The sequence below is a fragment of the Dyella silvae genome, from assembly GCF_026421305.1.
GTDB classification, from domain to species: Bacteria; Pseudomonadota; Gammaproteobacteria; order Xanthomonadales; family Rhodanobacteraceae; genus Dyella; species Dyella silvae.
Genome location: NZ_JAPJBQ010000001.1, coordinates 525,494 through 543,756, shown reverse-complemented (window position 1 = coordinate 543,756; position 18,263 = coordinate 525,494). Strand labels below are relative to the sequence as shown.

Genomic DNA, 18,263 nt, shown 5'->3' with positions numbered 1-18,263 from the left:
CTGACTGGATACGTAGCGTGTTTGACCAACTCTTTGAGAACGCCGTGGACGTGCACGGCAACCCGCTGTGCCTTGCCGTGCAGAACGGGCGCTTTGTCGAGATCGCTGCCCATTGTGAGTCCTCTCTCGCCGCCGAAGTCATCGACCTGAAGGGACACCTGGTTTTGCCCGGACTTGTCGACGGGCATATCCATCTGGACAAAAGTTTTGTGGGCGATCGTTGGCGTTCTCACGTGCCTGCGACGACGCTGCGCGAGCGACTTGCCGCCGAGAAGCAAGCGCTTGCCAACGCGCGCCCCATGGCGGAGCGCGCCGACGCACTGATCGCCCAGGCGGTGTCTTTTGGCACCATGGCCATGCGCTGCCACGTCGATGTAGACGCCACCACAGGCCTCTCCCATCTCCATGCCGTCATGACCGCCCGCGAAAAGTGGCGGGACGTGGTCGACATCGAACTCGTCGCGTTTCCGCAGGGTGGCGTGGTCTCGTGTATGGGAACCGCAGCGATCCTCGACGCAGCGATGGAGGCAGGCGCCAGCGTTATCGGTGGTATCGACCCCACAACGTTCGATGGCGATGCGGACACCCAGCTCGACATCGTTTTCGGCATCGCCGAGCATCGCGGCGTCAAGATCGATATCCACCTGCACGAACCGGCCGAACAAGGCATCGAACAGCTTCTTCGCATAGCGGAACGCACGCGCGCGTTGGGCATGCAGGGCCGCGTCGCCGTCAGTCACGCCTACGCACTTGGCGAAGTACCCACCGATGTCGTAGAACGCACGGCACACGTATTGTCGACAGCCGGCGTTTCCATCATGACCAATGCGCCCGGCGATCGCCCCTTCCCTCCTGTTCTGCGGCTTCGCGCGGCGGGCGTGCGCGTATTTGCGGGCAACGACAATATCCGCGATGCATGGTGGCCCTACGGCAACGGCGACATGCTTCAACGCGCCATGATGATCGGTTACCGCTCCGGGTTTTACACCGATGAAGAACTGCGGGTGGCGCTGGACATGGCAACCCACGCCGGCGCGGCGGTGATTGGCAAGACGGACTACGGACTGACCGTGGGTTGCGAAGCCAATTTTCTGGTGGTGAATGCGCCCAATGGCGCTGCTGCCGTGGCGGGCGCTTCCACCGAACGCACCATCGTACGGCGGGGTGAGTTCTGGAGCCCCTGAACTGATGGCGGGAGATCAGCGGCAACGGTGCGCAGGCCGCATTGCCGTCAATCGCGAAAGCGATCCAGCATTCGTGACAGCTCACCACCAAGCTCCTTCACCACCGGGTCGGCCGCTGGCCGATAAAGAAGGGCAATGTCCATCGCATGGATGGCAGGCAAGCCATGCTTTCGCGTCAGAGCCGCGTGGTCCGCGGTTACGGCGCGCGCCGGAATAAGGCTGATGCCGAGGCCGCCCGCAACGGCGGCTTGCACACCGAACAGACTGGAGCTGGTGAAGCTGATGCGCCAGTCGCGCCCCTGACTCTCCACCGCCTTGATCATCTCCTCCCGGTAAAGGCCGCGCGGAGGGAATGTCACCAGGGGCAGAGGGTCCTGCGAAATAGATGGATGCTTTGCGCTATCGACCCACACGAGCGTCTCCGGCCACCGTGCCACCGCTTCGCGGCTATTGCGGCGTTGCTTGATGATGATCAGATCCAGCTCGCCGTGATCGTAACCATGGGCAAGGTCGCGGCTCAGGCCGGTGGTGACCTCCAGCTTGACGTGGGGATGCTTGCGGTTGAAGCGAGCCAGAAGCTGGGTGGTGCGTCCCGCCACAAAGTCTTCCGGTACGCCAAGGCGCAGGGTAATCGCTTCGGCGGCGCCTGATAGCGCGTCCTGCATTTCATGATTGAGCGACAGCATGCGCCGCGCATAGGCAAGCAATTTTTCGCCGTGATCCGTAGGCCGCACCTCGCGGCCACCACGCACGAGCAACTGGTGGCCCGCCATCTCCTCCAGGCGGCGCACCTTTTGGCTCACTGTCGATTGCGTCGAGTGCAGACGCGCCGAGGCGGTAGTGAAGCTACCGCAATCGGCAACCGTCATCAGCGTTCGCAACAGGTCCAGATCGAAGAGCAATCTATTCGATTTTGCACTGGTAGCCATTTGAATATTTGGCTTCTAAATGTGTCATGTCGCTTCTAACATGCCGTAACGTCCCGAACAACGCTTGATGCGCCGAGGCTCGCTCCTGATCTTGGCCGCAGCGCCTCGCAACGCCTGAGGAATCCCTGATCCATGCAGAAGCCTCTTTCCTTCGCCATCGCCGTGCTGTTTGCCGTGGCAGCTCCCGCGTTTGCCGCCCCATCCCAGGGAGATGTGATCATCCGGCACACCACCGTGGTGGACGTCGAGCACGCCCGGACCATGGCAGATCAGGCGGTGGTACTTCGTGGCGACGACATCGTCGCGGTTGGCCCGGATGCCGAGATGGCGAAGGCATGGAAGGCGGGGCTGACCGTCGAGGGTAAGGATCACTACCTGATTCCCGGCCTTTGGGACATGCACGTGCATTTCGGCGGCGGGCCAGATCTGGTCGAGGAGAACAAGGCGCTGCTGCCTCTGTACGTCGCCCACGGCATCACCACGATACGCGACTGCTCGGGCGACTTACCCAACGATGTGCTCGCGTGGCGAAGTGAAATCGCCAAGGGCACGCTGTTTGGCCCCCAGCTATTCACGTCCGGCGCGAAGATCGAGGGCCTCCACCCCGTCTGGAAGGGCACTATCGAAGTTGGCAGCGAGGCCGACGTGGATGCGGCCTTTAGCAAGCTTCAGAAGGACCGGGTCGACTTCGTCAAGATCACTGACAGCACGCTCGAACCGAAACTGTTTCTCTACGCCGTTGCCGAAGCGAAGCGACTCGGTGTCCGTTCGTCCGGCCACATCCCGATGGCCATCACGGTGGAACAAGCGGTAGACGCCGGCATCAGCTCCATCGAACACATCGACTACGCGTACAAAGCCGGCGTGAAAAATGAGGCGTCCATCGTGGCGGACTTTGCAGCGGGACGCATCAATCGCGCCGAAGCCAATCATCGCCTCGACGAAGGGTTCGACAAGACGACGGCCATGGCGGCTTATCGGCACTTTGCCGAAAAGGGTGTCTTTGTCACGCCCACCCTCAACGGCGGCCGGATTCTCGATTTCCTGGACACCGATCCGCACACCAACGACGCGTACCTGGCGTACATCGGCCCCAGGTTGCGCAAGACCTACGACTGGCGCATCGAGCGCGCGAGCAAGGCGACACCGGAGCAGATGGCAGCAAGGCACGCGCATTACCAACACCTGGCGGCCGTACTGCCCATGCTGCAACAGGCAGGCGTGACCATCATGGCGGGCACCGATGCGGGCTTCCTGAATTCATTCAACTACCCGGGCATCGGGCTTCATGACGAGCTGAGCCTCTTCGTGCAGAACGGCCTGACGCCAGCACAGGCCCTGGCATCGGCGACACGCTCAGGCCCTGCCTGGTTCGGCAAACTCGATCGCTACGGCGCGGTTTCCCAAGGCAAGGCGGCAGACCTTGTGCTGCTCAAGCGCAATCCGCTGGAAGACATCCAGGCCACCCGAGACATTGACACGGTAATCATGCGAGGCCACGTCTACGACCGCAAAGCATTGGATGCGATGCTTGATAAGACCCGAAACCAGGTCACTGCCTGGAATCGCGAGAGCGCGTCATAAGCGCATCCGCTCAGCGCTCTCAGGTTTCGCGATACCGGGAGAGGTGATCCCCTCTGCGCAAAGCATCGCCCCACCATCAAGCTTGCCGCGCCAACGGATTGCGCCCTGACATCAGCGGCTATGGCTGCCCTGTCCCATCTCTAAGCCGATTGAGCGGCTAAGGCATGCACCCAATGGCGTTCCAGGTGATACGCAATGGCGATCTCTATGGCGATGGCGACTGCCGCCAGTAAGCCGATGAACATGGGAGACATAGTCAGTCCTCCTGAAGCTTGATGGTACGTGCGACCGCGCGGGTTGCCGATGAGTCAGGCATCAGCCTCGCCCGGCAATGTGACCCTCAGGTGGCGTCCGTGTTACTCCGAGTGGAAACTCGCGCACGCGCCATGAAACGATTCAGCTTTCTCTGCGAACACGCCCTTGCTCGCGATCGCATGATCTCGCGACGCCACGCGCATCCTTGCCGGACGGTGCCGCCCGGAAATGACCGGCGCCCGGCCGGCAAGTGCAAGTCGCTATTTGTCCGCAACTTTTCGCGCAACTTCAACGAGAAGTAAAAGCAGCTTATCCACGAAGTAAACCTCATCGACACGCGGAATCGCCGACACTAAGCGCCTCACGTTGTCTCTTTCACGCATCGAGGATTTTCATGGAATATCGGCAATTGGGCGCATCAGGGTTCAGGGTCCCCGTATTGAGCTTCGGCACGGGTACGTTTGGCGGCAAGGGTGAACTTTTCAGTGCATGGGGTAATACCGACGTAGCGGAGGCAAAGCGACTCGTCGACATCTGCCTTGATGCAGGCCTCACCATGTTCGACAGCGCCGACATCTACTCCGATGGCGCCGCGGAATCGGTGCTTGGCGAAGCCATCAAGGGGCGTCGCGACCGCGTACTGATCTCCACCAAGGCCACCTTCCGCTCGGGCCAGGATCCTAACGACGTCGGCTCGTCGCGCTATCACCTGATCAATGCCTGCGATGCGGCGCTAAAGCGCCTGGGCACCGACTATATCGACCTCTTTCAGCTGCATGGCTTCGACGCCATGACACCCGTGGAGGAAACACTCTCCACGCTCGACGACCTGGTGCGCGCAGGCAAGATCCGTTATGTGGGCGTCTCCAACTTCTCTGGTTGGCATCTGATGAAATCACTTGCCGTGGCCGAACGCTACGGCTATCCGCGTTATATCGCCAACCAGACCTACTACTCGCTCATCGGCCGCGACTACGAGTGGGAACTGATGCCGCTGGGCATCGACCAGGGGGTCGGCGCGGTGGTGTGGAGCCCGCTTGGCTGGGGTCGGCTCACCGGCAAATTGCGCCGCGGCGCTCCCCTGCCCGCCCAAAGCCGCTTGCACAAGACCGCCGATATCGGGCCGCCCGTTGCTGAGGAATATCTCTATGGCGTGATTGACGCACTCGACGAAGTGGCCGCCGAAACCGGCAAGAGCGTGCCTCAGATCGCGCTGAACTGGTTACTGCAGCGCCCCACCGTTTCCACGGTGGTGATTGGTGCACGCAACGAGGAACAACTACGGCAGAACCTTGGCGCGGTAGGCTGGACACTAAGCAACGAGCACATCGCCAAGCTCGATGCCGCCAGCAACCTGACACCTGCGTATCCGTATTGGCATCAACGCGGGTTTGGGGAGCGCAACCCACCGCCGGTGTAAGTTGTCGCTTGAGATCGCGGGCCCGGCACGCTGCGCAAGGCAGGTACCGGGCCCGCTGCCGCGGAATCAGGCCGCGTTGAGCGCCTGATCCACCATGGCCTGCGCTTCTTCGAGCAGCTGTTGCAGATGCGCTTCATCCTTGAAGCTTTCCGCGTAGATCTTGTAGATGTCTTCGGTACCCGACGGGCGCGCGGCAAACCAGCCATTGGCAGACGCCACCTTGATGCCGCCGATCGAGGCGTTGTTGCCTGGCGCACGGTCGAGCACGCTTTCAATTTTTTCGCCGGCGAGTTGGGTGCTCTTCACCTGCAGTGGCGACAGCTTGGAAAGCCGCGCCTTCTGCTCCACGTTGGCGGGCGCATCGACGCGCTCGGACAGCGGGCTGCCTAACGCACCGGCCAACTGCCGATACAGCTCGCCCGGATCACGATCGGTACGCGCCGTAATCTCCGCCGCCATCAGGGCGGCAGCGATGCCGTCCTTGTCGGTGCTCCACACGGTTCCATCCTTGCGCAGGAACGAAGCGCCCGCACTTTCCTCGCCGCCAAAACCCAGTGAGCCGTCGAACAGGCCTTCGACGAACCATTTGAAACCCACTGGCACCTCATGCAGGCGGCGCCCAAGGCGCTTGGCCACGCGATCGATCAGCGCCGTGCTCACCAGCGTCTTGCCGACAGCAGCGTCGCTGCGCCAATGCGGGCGATGCTGGTACAGATAATCGATCAACACCGACAAATAATGGTTGGGCAGCAACAGGCCGGTGCTGCGCGTCACGATACCGTGGCGGTCATGATCGGTATCGCAGGCGAACGCTACGTCGTAGCTATCCTTGAGGCCGATCAAGCGCTGCATGGCGTGAGACGACGAAGGATCCATGCGGATCTTGCCGTCCCAGTCCACGCTCATGAAGCGGAAGGTGAAATCCACGGTGTCACTGACCACGGTCAGGTCGATACCGTAGCGCTCGGCGATCGGCGCCCAGTAGTGCACGCCGGAACCGCCCAAAGGATCAACGCCCAGATGCACACCGCTACCGCGAATCGCATCGAAATCGACCACGTTGCCCAGGTCACCCACATAGGCCGCCACGTAATCGTGCTCGTGCGTGGTCGATGCACGCAGCGCCTGAGCGAACGGTATACGGCGCACCTCGCGCAACCCGCCTTCGATCAAGGCGTTGGCGCGCTTCTGGATCCAGCCTGTGACATCGGTATCCGCAGGCCCACCGTTGGGCGGGTTGTACTTGAAACCACCGCCATCCGGCGGGTTGTGCGACGGGGTCACCACGATGCCGTCGGCAAGGCCGCTGGTGCGGCCCCGGTTGTAAGTGAGAATGGCATGGGAAATCGCCGGCGTGGGCGTGTACTCGCCACCCTTCGAAACCATGGTCTGCACGCCATGGGCCGCCAGCACTTCCAGCGCGCTCTCAAACGCGGGTTGCGATAGCGCATGCGTATCGATGCCGATATATAGCGGGCCATCGATACCCTGCTCCGCCCGGTACTCGCAGATGGCCTGCGTAATCGCCAGCACATGCCATTCGTTGAAGCTGCGCTCGAACGAGATGCCACGATGTCCCGACGTGCCAAAGGCCACACGCTGACTGGCAACACCCGGATCGGGCTTCAGATCAACGTAGGCATCGCGCAAACGGGCGACGTCTACCAGCATCGATTCGGGGGCCGGCTTTCCGGCCAGCGGGCTGAGTCGGTTGCTCATGCAATCACTTGTTTAATGAAGGGTGGGAAACGGTGTATTGACGGACGCCTCGCGCGGCGCTGTCAAGCTCAGCGCAACTGGCTGTCCTTGCTGCCGCGGCGGTTGTAGCCGCTGAAAGCCGCCTCTTCGTCATGCGCTGACTGGCAGGCCACGCACAGGCGCACGCCGGGAACTGCTTCGCGTCGCGCGGCAGGAATAGGTGCATCGCACTCCTCGCAGTGCGTCAGCCCGGGTCCCTTCTTAAGCTGATTGCGCGCGCGCTTGACCGCGTCTTCCACGGTCGCGTCGATCTGATCTTGTACGGCGCCGTCGCCGGCCCAGCCCGTTGCCATGGTCGCCTCCCAAATGCAGTGGCGATGCGCCGGTGTGGCGCCGAAGAGATGCTCCCGACGGGAGCACGATAGCTTCACTATGGAGGCAGGGGCGTCATTTTCATACCCCGCGGCGGACCCTGCGTTCAGCTAGAAGCGCTTACTCAGAAAGTAGCGCGCGCCACCCGCCGGATGATCGGGAATTTCGCCGAATACCGCATATCCTTGCTTTTCGTAGAACCCGCGAGCCTGAAAAGCAAAGGTGTCGAGCCAGGCGCCGGTACAGCCACGCTCGCGTGCAATGTCTTCTGCGCGGCGCAGCAGTGCGCTCCCGACGTTGTTGCCGCGCATGGATGCAGGCACCACGAGCAGGTCGACGTGGAGCCAGTCCAGCGCTGTTTCGCCCCACAAGCCGCCCACGGTCTGGCCACTTTCATCCTGCAGCGCTATGACGAGCGGGCGAATGTCGAGGCTGGGTACCTTGCTGAGGTTATAGGCCAGTAGCGGTGCCGCGATGGCTTTCCGGTCGGCGCCCGTCGGCTCTTCGATGCTCTGCAGTCGATAGTCCATGACGCGCGTTCCATAGCAGGGCCCGGCAGTGTACCCGGGCGCCATGGTGACGCCAGCCAACCACTGGCATGGTTGCCAGACCGGGGACTCGCGTCAGCGCGAACCGTCCTTAGCCGTCGATGCCTGGGCCGGAGGCAATGGCCCCATCTGAGCCACATCAGCGGCACCGTCGAAACCGCCGCCCAGCGCCTCGATCAGGCGGATGGAAATATCAGCCTGCTGACTCTCGAGCAAGGCAAGACGCTGCTGGGCCGCGAGCAGCTGCTGGCGGCTGGTGAGCGGCGTGAGCGGGCCTTTCAGGCCACCCTTGTAGGCTTTCAGAGCGTCGTCCCAGCTCTTCTGAGCATCGTCCACCGAGCGCTGTTCCAGGACGATTTGCTCGCGGATCGACGTCAGCGCGGATACCTGGTCAGACACGTCATTGATCGCGCCAACCAGGAGCCCGTTGTAGCGCGCCACCAAGGCGTCATAGTCGGCGTCTGCAATAGCCAGATGGGCGCGACGGAGGCCGCCATCAAAAATGGGCAAGCTCAACGCCGGACCAAACGCATAGGTGCGCGCCGGCAGCTGCAACACGTTTGTTTTGGCGCCCACCGCGACGAAACCTGCCATCGCCGACAGACTCACGTTTGGCAGAAATTCGGTCTTGGCAGCCTTGATGTCTTTGTTGGCCGCTTCGATCTCCCATCGCGCTGCCACCAGGTCGGCGCGGCGGCCGATCAGGTCAACCGGCAACTTGTCGGGCAGCACCGCCGCACCGCGGTCCGTCAGGTGAGGCCGTTCGATGGCAAGGCCACGATCCGGCCCCTGCCCCAGCAACACCGACAAACTGCTGCGCGCGGCGTCGATGGCGCGATCCGCGGCCACCTTCTGCTGCTGGGCGCCGGCGAGTTGCGAATCGGCGAAGTGCTCCTGTTGCGGCGTATCGAGACCACCGGCTACGCGCTTGCGCGTCACTTCAAGTGTCTTGGTGGAGCGATCCAGTTCGGCAACGGCAACGTCCTGCAGTGCAAAGGCGTAGCTCAAGCGCACGTAGGCACGCGCCACGTTCACTGAGAGTTCGATGCGCGCTGCATAAGCATCAATTTCAGCGGAACGGCTGCGCCCCAGCGCGGCTTCCCACGCGGCGCGCTTGCCACCCCACAGGTCGATATCCCACGAAAAACCTGCGGTGATCGACTTGCTCCATGCGAAGGTGCCCAGCGCATAGATCGGGTAAATGGGATCCTTCTCGGAGAGGCGTGCACCAATCATCGATGCATCGAACTGAGCCTGCGGCTGACGGCCCGCATTGAAGCCCTCGGCGACGGCCTGCGCCTGCCGCGCACGGGCCTGCGCCTGGTCCAGACTTGGGTTGGTTTTCAGCGCTTCTTCGATCAGCGCGGTGAGCTGAGGGTCGCCATAGCTCACCCACCAATCCTGCGAAGGCCATGCGGTGGGACTGAGCTGCACGTCCGCCAGGCTGCGATCGGATGTCAGACTACCGGGGTCGGTCACACTGCCCGTCGTGTGCAAGCCGCGACTGGTGACGCAGCCCGTCAGAATCAGAGAAAGCGCGAGGGCTGCGGAAAGTGCGGAAGAACGCATGACAGAAGGTGTCCAGAAGAAAAAAGACCCGGTGCAAACGGCACGCAATCAGTGAATCACCGTGCTGGCAACAGGCAGGCGAACAGAGTCGCGCGCACCTGGCACAAGAATGCACCCGTGACGTGATTATATCGTCGCACCGGTGATGACGCACCGCAAAAGCAGCCGAAGCACCCATCCGTCTGCCACGACTTAGGTCCAATTGCATGCGTTATGTGAATGCGCCCCGTGCGCTTGGCGAGTCCCGTCCTTGGTCCTAGGCTGCACTGGTGGCTACCACCCACAGGTGGCCGCTCATTCGAAAGATCACCTGCAGGAGTGCCTGATGTCCCGCGTTTCGTTCGCCACCGTCGTCTCCACCGATAGCAACTACCTCCATCACATTCATGCGGGGCATTTCCCGCTGGATACCGACGAGCCCGCCAAGCTGGGCGGCCAGGGAGCCGGCCCGGCACCGTTCGACTATTACCTGGCATCGCTGGCGGCTTGCACGGCCATCACGCTGCGCATGTATGCGCAGCACAAAGGCTGGGATCTCGGAGAGTTTCGCGCCGAGTTGGAGCTGGAGCGCGACGACGAGGGTCGCTTGCACGTGCATCGCACGCTCCACTCGGACCAGCCGCTCACCGAAGAGCAGTGGCGACGCCTGCTTGAAATCGTCGCCAACACGCCGGTGACCAAAGCCATGCGAGAAGGTGTAGAGATCACCAGTCAGCGTGGCTAACCCTGCCCCGGTGAGCGCGTGGCGCGCATGGCACAAAGAACGTCCGCGCCCGCACTTTTCCTGCGGACCAACCTGAAAGTATCGCAAGTACTTGCCACACCTACAATGCGACTTCTTTCACCGGAACGTCACTGCTTTTCATGAGACAGTGGCCTGTGGTGATACGAGGTCGCGTCCGATGGTTGCATCTGATGCAGAGCGCACTCTTTGTCGCAAAGACACAACAGCAACATGGAGTGTTGGCGCGTGTGCTGATGAGTCCGCGAATTGGCCCGCACGCCTGGCAAAGGAACGCGACACATGTGTTTCGTTCCTTCGCAAGCACTCCGGCATGAGTGAGCCCGAGGACGTCACGACAATCACAGGGGAAGTACACCATGGGGGAAGCTAAGGCGAGGCGCGCCTGGGTCAGCCATCTGGCCATCGGTGCCGCCTATGCGCTCTGCTACGCGCTGCTTCGCGAGGTGTCTGTATCGCACTGGAACCTGCCCGCGGGCCTGCGTGTAGCGTGTCTGCTGCTGGCACCCTATCGCTACTGGCCCGCCTTGCTGGTGGGCGAATTTATCCCGGTCGGTTACCACGCCTGGCACTGCCAGGACGATTTCGGTGGGCGCTGGGCGCTGGCCGCCGCCGTACCGCCGATCTGGCCACTTGCCGCCGTCGTGGCCTGGGCTCGCCATCACGCACGCCTTCTGCTCGGCGCGCAACAGGTCAACATGACCATGCTGCTCGGCGTCATTCTTGCCGGTGCCGCGATTACCGCCGCCGATAACGCCATCGTGCTGTCAGCGGTGCAAATGCCTTCCGGCGAAGCGCTGCCAGCGATCAACGCACATGTCATCTTTGGTTATTTCCTGGGCAACTATCTTGGTGCGCTGGCGATCGCGCCGGCCGCCGTGGCCGTGTACGTCCGGTTGAGTGGTAACGCCGATAAAGCGCTGCAGGAGCCTCTTTGGCGTAGCCGGCTCATGCGCGATTGCCTGGTCGGCGTGCTCACTCCCCTGCTTGTTCTCATGGGTTTGGCGTTCAGTAGCCAAGGGGATAGCTTGCAGGTGTTCCGCATCGCCATGTTCCTGCCTGTAGTGTGGCTGACGGCGCGGCATGGCTGGCAGGGCGCCGCATGGGGTGGAACGCTGGCAAGCTTTGCGGTGACGCTGACCTCGTCGATCGTGCGCGACCCGGCCATCATGCAGGCCCAGGCATTGATCGCTTTCGCCATTTCGACGCTACTGATGCTGGGTTCGCGCATCGCGCACCAATCGCATAACGACCAATCGAGCCGCATGGACGTTCTGCGCGGGTTTCAACTGGCCCAGCAAGGGCTCTACCTGGAAGAGCTGCGCATGCGTCAGGCAGCGGACGCACTTGAACACATCGGGCACACTATCCGCGAGAATCACAACCGGCTGCTGGACCGTCTTCGACATGTCTTACCGTCGAACGAAGAGCGCACTTATTCCAAGCAGGTAGCACAGGCACAACACGAAATGCATCGCCTCGCCAATGCTCTCTACCCGCGCGGCTGGCGCGAACGCGGCGTGCCGGCGACCTTACGCGAAGGCCCGTTCGCCCAATCCATCCACATGGCGGGGGCTACTTACCAGTGCGATCTGTCGGGGCGCGGATTGAGTCAGCTCGCACCCGACGTGCATATGGCGCTCTATCGCCTTGCGTCCGAGGTGCTGGTGCACGTGCTTTCCCGAGGTCCCGTACAGCACGTGCATCTGCAGTTGCGCGGCGGCCTGACTCATGGACGGCGCTGGGTAGTCATGCGGCTGACCGGCGAGTTCGCCACGACCAAGGGAGCGATGCACGATCCCGAAGGTCCGTTCGCGTCCGACGGGGAGCCTTGGAAACAAGCCATGACCCTGCTTGGGGCCAGCGGCCTGGGTATTTCCAGCATTCGCGACCGCACGCACATTTACGGTGGCGACGTGCATCTGCGCGATCTCGCGCGCGGCGTCAGCGTCACGCTGCTATTGCACGACTCGCTGCGCACGGCAGCGCTTCAGCGAGGCGCTTCCAGGTAGAAGCGCCTCGCCCTTCCGCTACGATCAGTTGAAGCGGGAGCTGCACTCGATCGGGTCTTTGCAGTCGCCATTGGCGACATACACCCCTGTCGCGCCATTGGCCAGTGGCGCCACCAGCACGTTCACCGAGGCGTCGTGATAAACGACTTCGCCTTTGGCGCGGGCGGTGCTGGTCTGCGGCTCCTGCGGCGTGGCGACATGTGCCGCGTCCGCACCCACGGGCAAGACCAGGAAATTGCCGTTGGACGCCGCAAAGGCGGCTCGCACCTTGCCGCCCAGATCGTTGATCTGCACATAGCGGATGCCGTTGCGCTCAAACACGTAAACATGCCAGTGCGGACTGGCGCTCACATCGGTGGCGTTGGGCCATGACTGTCCCAGTCCGGTGGATGGCAGGCCATCAGCAGCGAGCGCACTGGCGGACGCCAGAGCCATCGTCCATAAGCCCAGTGCTGCGAGCCACCTAAACCGCCGATTCGATGCATGCTGCATGCGTTTCCCTCCCTAGCTGATCGTCTGTCCAAGGATGCCTTCGAGCATCCGCACGGTTGATTGCAACAACGCCAGCCCATTGCCACATCGGGCCAACGGCTCGCCGAATGTGCCCCATTCCGTGCACCCGACGTAAGTGCCCGCGCCATGGCGAATCACGCAGGGACCACGCCCACTGGGGCCATCATGGCGAAGGCTTCAAGCCCCTTACACCGAAAACCGCTATCGCCCAGCCACCCTCCCCCATATGTCGAGCCAGCCCAACCTCCCCACCACGATGACCGAGATTCGGATCGCCGCGCCCGGCGGACCGGAAGCCCTGCAGCCGTTCACCGCGGCCATGCCCCAGCCCGCTCCAGGAGAGCTGCTGGTGCGCGTTGCCGCCGCCGGGGTCAATCGGCCCGACGTATTGCAACGCGCAGGGAACTACCCGCCTCCTTCGGGCGCCAATCCCATTCCCGGCCTGGAGGTAGCGGGCACGGTGGCGGCACTGGGCGAAGGCACCACCGGTTTCGCGCTGGGCGATGCCGTGTGCGCTCTGGCCAATGGCGGCGGTTACGCTCAGTACTGCGCGGTTCCCGCCGGACAAGTGCTCCCCATCCCCAGGGGATTGAGCGTCGTGCAAGCGGCGGCCATTCCCGAAACGTTTTTCACCGTATGGGTGAACGTATTTGAGATGGGGCGAGCCCGCCGGGGTGATATCGCACTGATCCATGGCGGCACCAGTGGCATCGGTACCACCGCGCTGATGCTATGCCGCGAATTTGGCATTCGCACTTTCGCCACTGCCGGTGGTGCGGAGAAGTGCGAAGCGATCAGAGAGCTTGGCGGCGAACCCATCCATTACCGGCACGAAGCCTTCGCCGAAGTCGTGCTCGCCAGAACCGACCGGCATGGTGCCGATGTCATTCTCGACATCATGGGCGCCAACTATTTCGACGACAACCTGACGGCGCTGGCCCGCGATGGACGGCTGCTGATGATCGGCTTTCTGGGAGGCTCAGTGGCCCAGCAGGTCAATCTGCAGGCCATCGCGGCCAAGCGTGCCGTGGTGACCGGCTCCACGCTGCGCAGCCGTACCAGCCGCGAAAAGGCCGCTATCGCGGAATCGTTGCGCCAGCATGTGTGGCCGGTGTTGGCGGAAGGGCGCTGCGTGCCCATCATCCACGCGGTCTATCCACTGGAGCGCGCGGCCGATGCGCACCGCGCCATGGAATCAGGCAAGCACATCGGGAAAATTGTGCTCGAGGTCAGCCACGCATGAATCCGTCCGCGAGCAGCCATGGACGGCCGCGGCAGACGTTGGCCGGTCTGCTCAGTAGATCGCCGCCTCAAGATGCTGCGCCGATGGCGCCGGCCCGCATCCCCGGGTGGTCTCCACCAGTTCTTCCATCTGGCGGTGGGCCTCCCTGATCTGCATTTCGCCAGCGGGGTGCCGGCGCAACTGCGCGCGCAGCAGCTCGATCTCCTGTTGCAGCAGCGCATTCTGCTCCAACAGCTCATCGCAGGCGCGCGCCAACAGATCGTTTTCTCTATCCCATTCCATACCAGGCACCGCTTTGTTGCCCGCGGGGCATCCAAGCTGCCTCCAGCACCGTTAAGCCAGTGTGACCCTTTGGCTAAGACTTTCGCGCCTTCTTGATGTTTGTCCGGTGTACGCTTTGGCCATGGTCAAATCGCACGTCGAACTCGACCAGATGCTGGATGCCCTGGACGCGTCCATCCCGCGGCTAGTGGAAAACAAACCCCGGGCAGACGACTTCTGGGCCAGCTTCATGAGCATGGCCAACGCCATCCAGAGCCGTGCCGGCCCGAACGACCAGGGCTGGGTTTGTGACCGCCTGGATGCCATCCAGGTGAAACATCACCTGATGCCGCCGCCGGACCAGATCTGACCGCCGGGGCTGGCGATGCCCCGGCGTCCAGCCACCTGAATTCAGTGCCAGACCAGCACAGGGATGTCGCAGCTCAACATCACCTTGTGCGTCACGCTGCCAAGCAATATGCGCTCCAGGCCCTGGAATCCGCGCGAGCCCATGACGATCAGGTCGCAATGGTGCTTGGCAGCCGCTGCCACGATAGCCACGTAAGGACGAAGGTCGAATATAAACTCCGTCTCGCAGGCGACGCCGGCGGCGGCAGCGCGCTTGGTCACTTCTTCGAGATATTCCAGGGCGCGCTTTTTGGAGACGTCCGTGTAACAGCCGCGCGTCTGAAGTAGCTCCGCCACGTAGGTCACGGCAGGCAGTGGTGGCAGAACGTGAACGCCATAGACCCTGGCGTGCAATTGACCCGCCAACTGGATGCCGGCATCCACCGCCCTTAACGTATGCTCGGATCCATCAACGGGCAGAAGAATGTTCTTGAACATTTCTTTGCCTCCCTTGGCTTCCTGATCACAGTGTAATCCTGCCGCGTCAGCGTGAGGTACAGGGGCCGCGCACCCTTGCATGACGATCGGCCTGGGACAGCCCGCCGCGCGGCACATTGCCACCGGCAACGCCTCCCGTTGCCGCAGAGCTTCTACTCTGAAACGGCGGCACATCCGTGACAGGTCATGCACAGAACCTGCGTAACGCTAGCAACCGGCATCGATGCCCCGCCCGATCTCTCTGCCCAGCGGCCTTCAGCGAGGACCTCATGTACAAGCACATTCTCATCCCCACCGATGGCTCCGACCTTTCCATGCGCGCAGCCAGAAACGCCATCGACCTGGCCAAGCTATGTAAGGCAAAGGTAACGGCCATTCATGTCATCGCCCCTTACCAGACCATTGCCTATATGGGCGCCCTGCTCGCAGCCACCGAGTACGCCTACAACCAGGAAGCCCAGTCCCAGGCCGAGCACTACCTTGGTGAGGTGCGTGCCATGGCTGAAACAGAAGGCGTCGCGCTCGAGTGCGAAGTCATCACCAACCAGCAACCGTTTGAGGCCATCGTCAACAGCGTTGCCAGCAAGCAGTGCGATCTGGTGGTGATGGGATCCAATGGCCGGCGCGGCATGACGCGACTGCTGCTTGGCAGCGAAACGCACAAAGTACTGCTGCGTAGCGACGTGCCTGTACTGGTGTGTCACTAATTCACTGCCCTCGACGACTCCGCACGTTCGAGCGATAGGTCAAGCCACCATGAACGCTTCCTCCGCCGTCATCTCGCCACCCGCTGGCGCCCCTACCGATGTGTTGGCACTGGTCACTGCATGCTCGCCCTGGAGTCCTGCCGCCCATGTAGCTGTTGCACTGGCAGCGGACTTCGGCGCGCGCGTGACCGGTTGCTATGTGGACCCTGCGCTGCGCGTACAGCACGGAGGCGAGAGCGAGCCCTCCGTGCTTGCGCTGCTGATGGACCTTCCGCACGAGAACTCCCGCGAGCGCGAGGCTTTTCACGAACTGGCGCGGCATGCTGGCGTATCTCACGCACTCTGGACAGCCACGCGCACAGGTATTGCGCCCACGCTGAGGCAACTGGGGGCATGGCACGACCTCGCTGTCATTGAGCGCGAAATAGCGTGCGAAGGGGACTCCTTCGGGATCCTTAGCGAAGCACTGCTTACCTGCCGCACCACCTGCCTGATACTTCCGCCGTCCGGGCACGTTCGTTCGCGATTTACCCGGCTGGCTATCGCATGGAACGGCAGCATTGAATCGGCGCGCGCCATCCATGCCGCGCTACCGTTCGCTCGCCTGGCGGAAGAAGTCTGGCTGTTCGACGGTGAAACGCCTGCGTACGAAGACGATCAGGAACGCGCACCTCATATCGACCCGCTGACCTACCTTGCCCATCACGGCATCCATGCACGACCCCGCCGTATCCACACGACACCGCATGACGCTGGTGCCGCACTGCTGCGGGAGATTGCCGAACTGAAAGCCGACCTGCTCGTCATGGGCGCCTATGGCCGCTCACGCGTGCGGGAGCGCGTACTTGGCGGTGCCACCCGGCACGTCCTTCAACACGCCGGCGTGCCGGTACTCATGCGGCACTAGCCAGCCTGACTGGGCATTCACCCACGATGGCAACCATCACGCACGTCACGACAAGGTTTTCCCATGCATCCAACGATGTTCTACAGCTGTCACGGAGCGGCTAAGCAAGTCACGGGGTCGTGCCACCTTGTTCGTTGTGGCGAGCGCCAAGTACTGATCGACTGCGGCATGTTTCAGGGAACCCGCGAAGAAGAGCAAGCTAACAGCGAACCCTTTGGTTTCGATCCAGCACATATCGATGCCTTGCTGCTGACGCACGCACACCTGGATCACTGTGGCCGTATTCCTCGCCTGGTGCGGCAAGGCTTTCGCGGCCGCATTCTGGCTACCGCGGCGACGCGTGACCTGGCTCGCATCGTCATGCTCGACGCAGCGCGCTTGCAGGAAGAGGATGCGGCGCGCGCAGAGCGCAGTGGACGGCGGCGCGGCGAAACCACACCACAGCCGCTATACACCCTCGACGACGCCTTCAGCGCGCTCGAACGATTTACTGATCCCGTCGCCTATGGCGAAACCATCAATGTGACTCCTGGGATCGACGCTCAGTTTCTCGATGCCGGACACATTCTTGGCTCAGCCAGCATCCTGCTCACCCTGAACGATGGAGAGCAAACGCGTCGCATCGTGTTCTCAGGCGACCTGGGCAGCCCGGGCCGACCCATCTTGCGAGACCCCACGCCCGCTCCGCCCGCAGACTTCGTGGTGATGGAAAGTACGTATGGCGACCGCGATCATCGTGCCCTGCCCGATTCGGTCGACGAACTGTACGAAGCGGTGAGCGACACCCTGCGCCGCGGCGGCAACGTAGTGATCCCCACCTTTGCCATGGAACGCACGCAGGAGGTGCTTTATTACCTGCATCAGGGCATTCGCCAGCAACGCATTCCGCCTGGTACGCCAGTGTTTCTCGATTCGCCCATGGCGATATCCGTGACCGACATATTCCGGCGGCATCCGGAATGTTTCGACGACGAGTTCACCGAAGTCCTTCGTCACGAAGACCCTTTCTCCACTCCCAATTTGCGCTTTTCCCGCGAGAGCACCGACTCGATGGCGATCAACCGCATCGAGGGCGGCGCCATCATCATGGCCGGGTCGGGCATGTGCAACGGTGGGCGCATACGTCACCACCTGCGCCATAACCTCTGGCGCGAGAAGAGCAGCATCGTCTTCGTCGGCTATGCCGCCGAAGGCACGCTGGCCCGCCGCATCATCAGTGGCGCCAAACGCGTACAGATCTTTGGCGAAGACATCGCGGTCAACGCGCGCATCTGGACCATCAACGGGTTTTCCGCTCACGCCGGCCGTGCCGAATTACTGGACTGGCTGGGCAGCCAGCCGCGGCGCGGTGTCTTTCTTGTTCATGGCGAATATGAGCGCGGCATGCGATCGCTGGAGGAATACATGAGCTCAAAAGCCATGCCCGTTCGCATACCAGGCCTGGGTGAGCCGATACTTCTGGATTGATGCTCA

At 62.4% G+C, this 18,263-nt stretch carries 18 protein-coding genes; 10 read left to right on the top strand and 8 right to left on the bottom strand.

Annotated features, from left to right (window positions below):
- The first annotated feature begins 17 nt into the window (after positions 1–17).
- Positions 18–1,184 carry an amidohydrolase family protein gene (locus OQE56_RS02525; protein ID WP_267221212.1) on the top strand — a complete coding sequence of 389 codons (1,167 nt, stop codon included), beginning with the start codon at positions 18–20 and terminating at the stop codon, positions 1,182–1,184.
- 47 nt (positions 1,185–1,231) lie between these two features.
- Here OQE56_RS02525 and OQE56_RS02520 read toward each other — a convergent pair whose 3' ends face one another.
- On the bottom strand, positions 1,232–2,113 hold the full coding sequence (locus OQE56_RS02520; RefSeq protein ID WP_267221210.1) for a LysR family transcriptional regulator: 882 nt from the start codon (positions 2,111–2,113) through the stop codon (positions 1,232–1,234).
- Between the two features lie 132 nt (positions 2,114–2,245).
- Here OQE56_RS02520 and OQE56_RS02515 point away from each other — a divergent pair, with 132 nt between their 5' ends.
- Together OQE56_RS02515 and OQE56_RS02510 are read left to right on the top strand one after the other, a co-directional pair.
- Entirely contained in the window at positions 2,246–3,697 is a 1,452-nt protein-coding gene (locus tag OQE56_RS02515) for an amidohydrolase family protein (protein ID WP_267221208.1), read from the top strand.
- Positions 3,698–4,346: 649 nt separating this feature from the next.
- Positions 4,347–5,372, top strand: a complete 1,026-nt coding sequence (locus tag OQE56_RS02510) for an aldo/keto reductase (protein WP_267221206.1) — start codon at positions 4,347–4,349, stop codon at positions 5,370–5,372.
- Positions 5,373–5,438: 66 nt separating this feature from the next.
- On the opposite strand, the gene pgm is transcribed toward OQE56_RS02510, so the two are convergent.
- The 4 genes from pgm to OQE56_RS02490 form a co-directional block, all read right to left on the bottom strand.
- Positions 5,439–7,091 (bottom strand): phosphoglucomutase (alpha-D-glucose-1,6-bisphosphate-dependent), encoded by a 1,653-nt coding sequence (gene pgm, locus OQE56_RS02505; RefSeq protein ID WP_267221204.1) that lies wholly within the window; start codon positions 7,089–7,091, stop codon positions 5,439–5,441.
- A gap of 68 nt (positions 7,092–7,159) precedes the next feature.
- Complete coding sequence (locus OQE56_RS02500) at positions 7,160–7,423, bottom strand: DksA/TraR family C4-type zinc finger protein (RefSeq protein ID WP_267221201.1); 264 nt, start codon at positions 7,421–7,423, stop codon at positions 7,160–7,162.
- 129 nt (positions 7,424–7,552) lie between these two features.
- Positions 7,553–7,972, bottom strand: coding sequence for a GNAT family N-acetyltransferase (locus OQE56_RS02495; protein WP_267221198.1), 420 nt, complete (start codon positions 7,970–7,972; stop codon positions 7,553–7,555).
- 93 nt (positions 7,973–8,065) lie between these two features.
- A complete protein-coding gene (locus OQE56_RS02490; RefSeq protein WP_267221195.1) occupies positions 8,066–9,559 on the bottom strand; it encodes an efflux transporter outer membrane subunit in 1,494 nt (497 codons plus the stop codon).
- A 325-nt stretch (positions 9,560–9,884) separates the two neighbouring features.
- Here OQE56_RS02490 and OQE56_RS02485 point away from each other — a divergent pair, with 325 nt between their 5' ends.
- Together OQE56_RS02485 and OQE56_RS02480 are read left to right on the top strand one after the other, a co-directional pair.
- Positions 9,885–10,283 (top strand): OsmC family protein, encoded by a 399-nt coding sequence (locus OQE56_RS02485; RefSeq protein ID WP_267221193.1) that lies wholly within the window; start codon positions 9,885–9,887, stop codon positions 10,281–10,283.
- 377 nt (positions 10,284–10,660) lie between these two features.
- Positions 10,661–12,313 (top strand): MASE1 domain-containing protein, encoded by a 1,653-nt coding sequence (locus OQE56_RS02480; protein ID WP_267221191.1) that lies wholly within the window; start codon positions 10,661–10,663, stop codon positions 12,311–12,313.
- A gap of 24 nt (positions 12,314–12,337) precedes the next feature.
- On the opposite strand, the gene OQE56_RS02475 is transcribed toward OQE56_RS02480, so the two are convergent.
- Complete coding sequence (locus OQE56_RS02475) at positions 12,338–12,748, bottom strand: hypothetical protein (protein WP_267221189.1); 411 nt, start codon at positions 12,746–12,748, stop codon at positions 12,338–12,340.
- Positions 12,749–13,052: 304 nt separating this feature from the next.
- Here OQE56_RS02475 and OQE56_RS02470 point away from each other — a divergent pair, with 304 nt between their 5' ends.
- On the top strand, positions 13,053–14,069 hold the full coding sequence (locus tag OQE56_RS02470; RefSeq protein WP_267221187.1) for an NAD(P)H-quinone oxidoreductase: 1,017 nt from the start codon (positions 13,053–13,055) through the stop codon (positions 14,067–14,069).
- Positions 14,070–14,120: 51 nt separating this feature from the next.
- Here OQE56_RS02470 and OQE56_RS02465 read toward each other — a convergent pair whose 3' ends face one another.
- Positions 14,121–14,351, bottom strand: a complete 231-nt coding sequence (locus OQE56_RS02465; RefSeq protein WP_267221185.1) for a hypothetical protein — start codon at positions 14,349–14,351, stop codon at positions 14,121–14,123.
- Between the two features lie 121 nt (positions 14,352–14,472).
- Here OQE56_RS02465 and OQE56_RS02460 point away from each other — a divergent pair, with 121 nt between their 5' ends.
- Positions 14,473–14,700, top strand: a complete 228-nt coding sequence (locus tag OQE56_RS02460) for a hypothetical protein (protein ID WP_267221183.1) — start codon at positions 14,473–14,475, stop codon at positions 14,698–14,700.
- 41 nt (positions 14,701–14,741) lie between these two features.
- Here the strand turns inward: OQE56_RS02460 and OQE56_RS02455 are convergent, their stop codons facing one another.
- Positions 14,742–15,176 carry a universal stress protein gene (locus OQE56_RS02455; protein WP_267221181.1) on the bottom strand — a complete coding sequence of 145 codons (435 nt, stop codon included), beginning with the start codon at positions 15,174–15,176 and terminating at the stop codon, positions 14,742–14,744.
- A gap of 269 nt (positions 15,177–15,445) precedes the next feature.
- Here OQE56_RS02455 and OQE56_RS02450 point away from each other — a divergent pair, with 269 nt between their 5' ends.
- The 3 genes from OQE56_RS02450 (at position 15,446) to OQE56_RS02440 (ending at position 18,257) form a co-directional block, all read left to right on the top strand.
- Positions 15,446–15,883 (top strand): universal stress protein, encoded by a 438-nt coding sequence (locus OQE56_RS02450; RefSeq protein ID WP_267221179.1) that lies wholly within the window; start codon positions 15,446–15,448, stop codon positions 15,881–15,883.
- Between the two features lie 49 nt (positions 15,884–15,932).
- Positions 15,933–16,790 (top strand): universal stress protein, encoded by an 858-nt coding sequence (locus OQE56_RS02445; RefSeq protein WP_267221177.1) that lies wholly within the window; start codon positions 15,933–15,935, stop codon positions 16,788–16,790.
- A gap of 63 nt (positions 16,791–16,853) precedes the next feature.
- Complete coding sequence (locus OQE56_RS02440) at positions 16,854–18,257, top strand: MBL fold metallo-hydrolase (RefSeq protein WP_323748551.1); 1,404 nt, start codon at positions 16,854–16,856, stop codon at positions 18,255–18,257.
- Positions 18,258–18,263: the final 6 nt, after the last annotated feature.

Excerpts from the sequence above, each read along its gene's own strand:
- OQE56_RS02485 (WP_267221193.1), top strand. The coding sequence starts at position 9,885 with ATGTCCCGCGTTTCGTTCGCCACCGTCGTCTCCACCGATAGCAACTAC.
- OQE56_RS02475 (WP_267221189.1), bottom strand. The coding sequence starts at position 12,748 with ATGGCTCTGGCGTCCGCCAGTGCGCTCGCTGCTGATGGCCTGCCATCC.
- OQE56_RS02460 (WP_267221183.1), top strand. The coding sequence starts at position 14,473 with ATGGTCAAATCGCACGTCGAACTCGACCAGATGCTGGATGCCCTGGAC.
- OQE56_RS02445 (WP_267221177.1), top strand. The coding sequence starts at position 15,933 with ATGAACGCTTCCTCCGCCGTCATCTCGCCACCCGCTGGCGCCCCTACC.
- OQE56_RS02495 (WP_267221198.1), bottom strand. The coding sequence starts at position 7,972 with ATGGACTATCGACTGCAGAGCATCGAAGAGCCGACGGGCGCCGACCGG.
- OQE56_RS02490 (WP_267221195.1), bottom strand. The coding sequence starts at position 9,559 with ATGCGTTCTTCCGCACTTTCCGCAGCCCTCGCGCTTTCTCTGATTCTG.
- OQE56_RS02500 (WP_267221201.1), bottom strand. The coding sequence starts at position 7,423 with ATGGCAACGGGCTGGGCCGGCGACGGCGCCGTACAAGATCAGATCGAC.
- OQE56_RS02465 (WP_267221185.1), bottom strand. The coding sequence starts at position 14,351 with ATGGAATGGGATAGAGAAAACGATCTGTTGGCGCGCGCCTGCGATGAG.
- OQE56_RS02470 (WP_267221187.1), top strand. The coding sequence starts at position 13,053 with ATGTCGAGCCAGCCCAACCTCCCCACCACGATGACCGAGATTCGGATC.
- OQE56_RS02510 (WP_267221206.1), top strand. The coding sequence starts at position 4,347 with ATGGAATATCGGCAATTGGGCGCATCAGGGTTCAGGGTCCCCGTATTG.
- OQE56_RS02455 (WP_267221181.1), bottom strand. The coding sequence starts at position 15,176 with ATGTTCAAGAACATTCTTCTGCCCGTTGATGGATCCGAGCATACGTTA.
- pgm (WP_267221204.1), bottom strand. The coding sequence starts at position 7,091 with ATGAGCAACCGACTCAGCCCGCTGGCCGGAAAGCCGGCCCCCGAATCG.
- OQE56_RS02480 (WP_267221191.1), top strand. The coding sequence starts at position 10,661 with ATGGGGGAAGCTAAGGCGAGGCGCGCCTGGGTCAGCCATCTGGCCATC.
- OQE56_RS02450 (WP_267221179.1), top strand. The coding sequence starts at position 15,446 with ATGTACAAGCACATTCTCATCCCCACCGATGGCTCCGACCTTTCCATG.
- OQE56_RS02515 (WP_267221208.1), top strand. The coding sequence starts at position 2,246 with ATGCAGAAGCCTCTTTCCTTCGCCATCGCCGTGCTGTTTGCCGTGGCA.
- OQE56_RS02440 (WP_323748551.1), top strand. The coding sequence starts at position 16,854 with ATGCATCCAACGATGTTCTACAGCTGTCACGGAGCGGCTAAGCAAGTC.
- OQE56_RS02520 (WP_267221210.1), bottom strand. The coding sequence starts at position 2,113 with ATGGCTACCAGTGCAAAATCGAATAGATTGCTCTTCGATCTGGACCTG.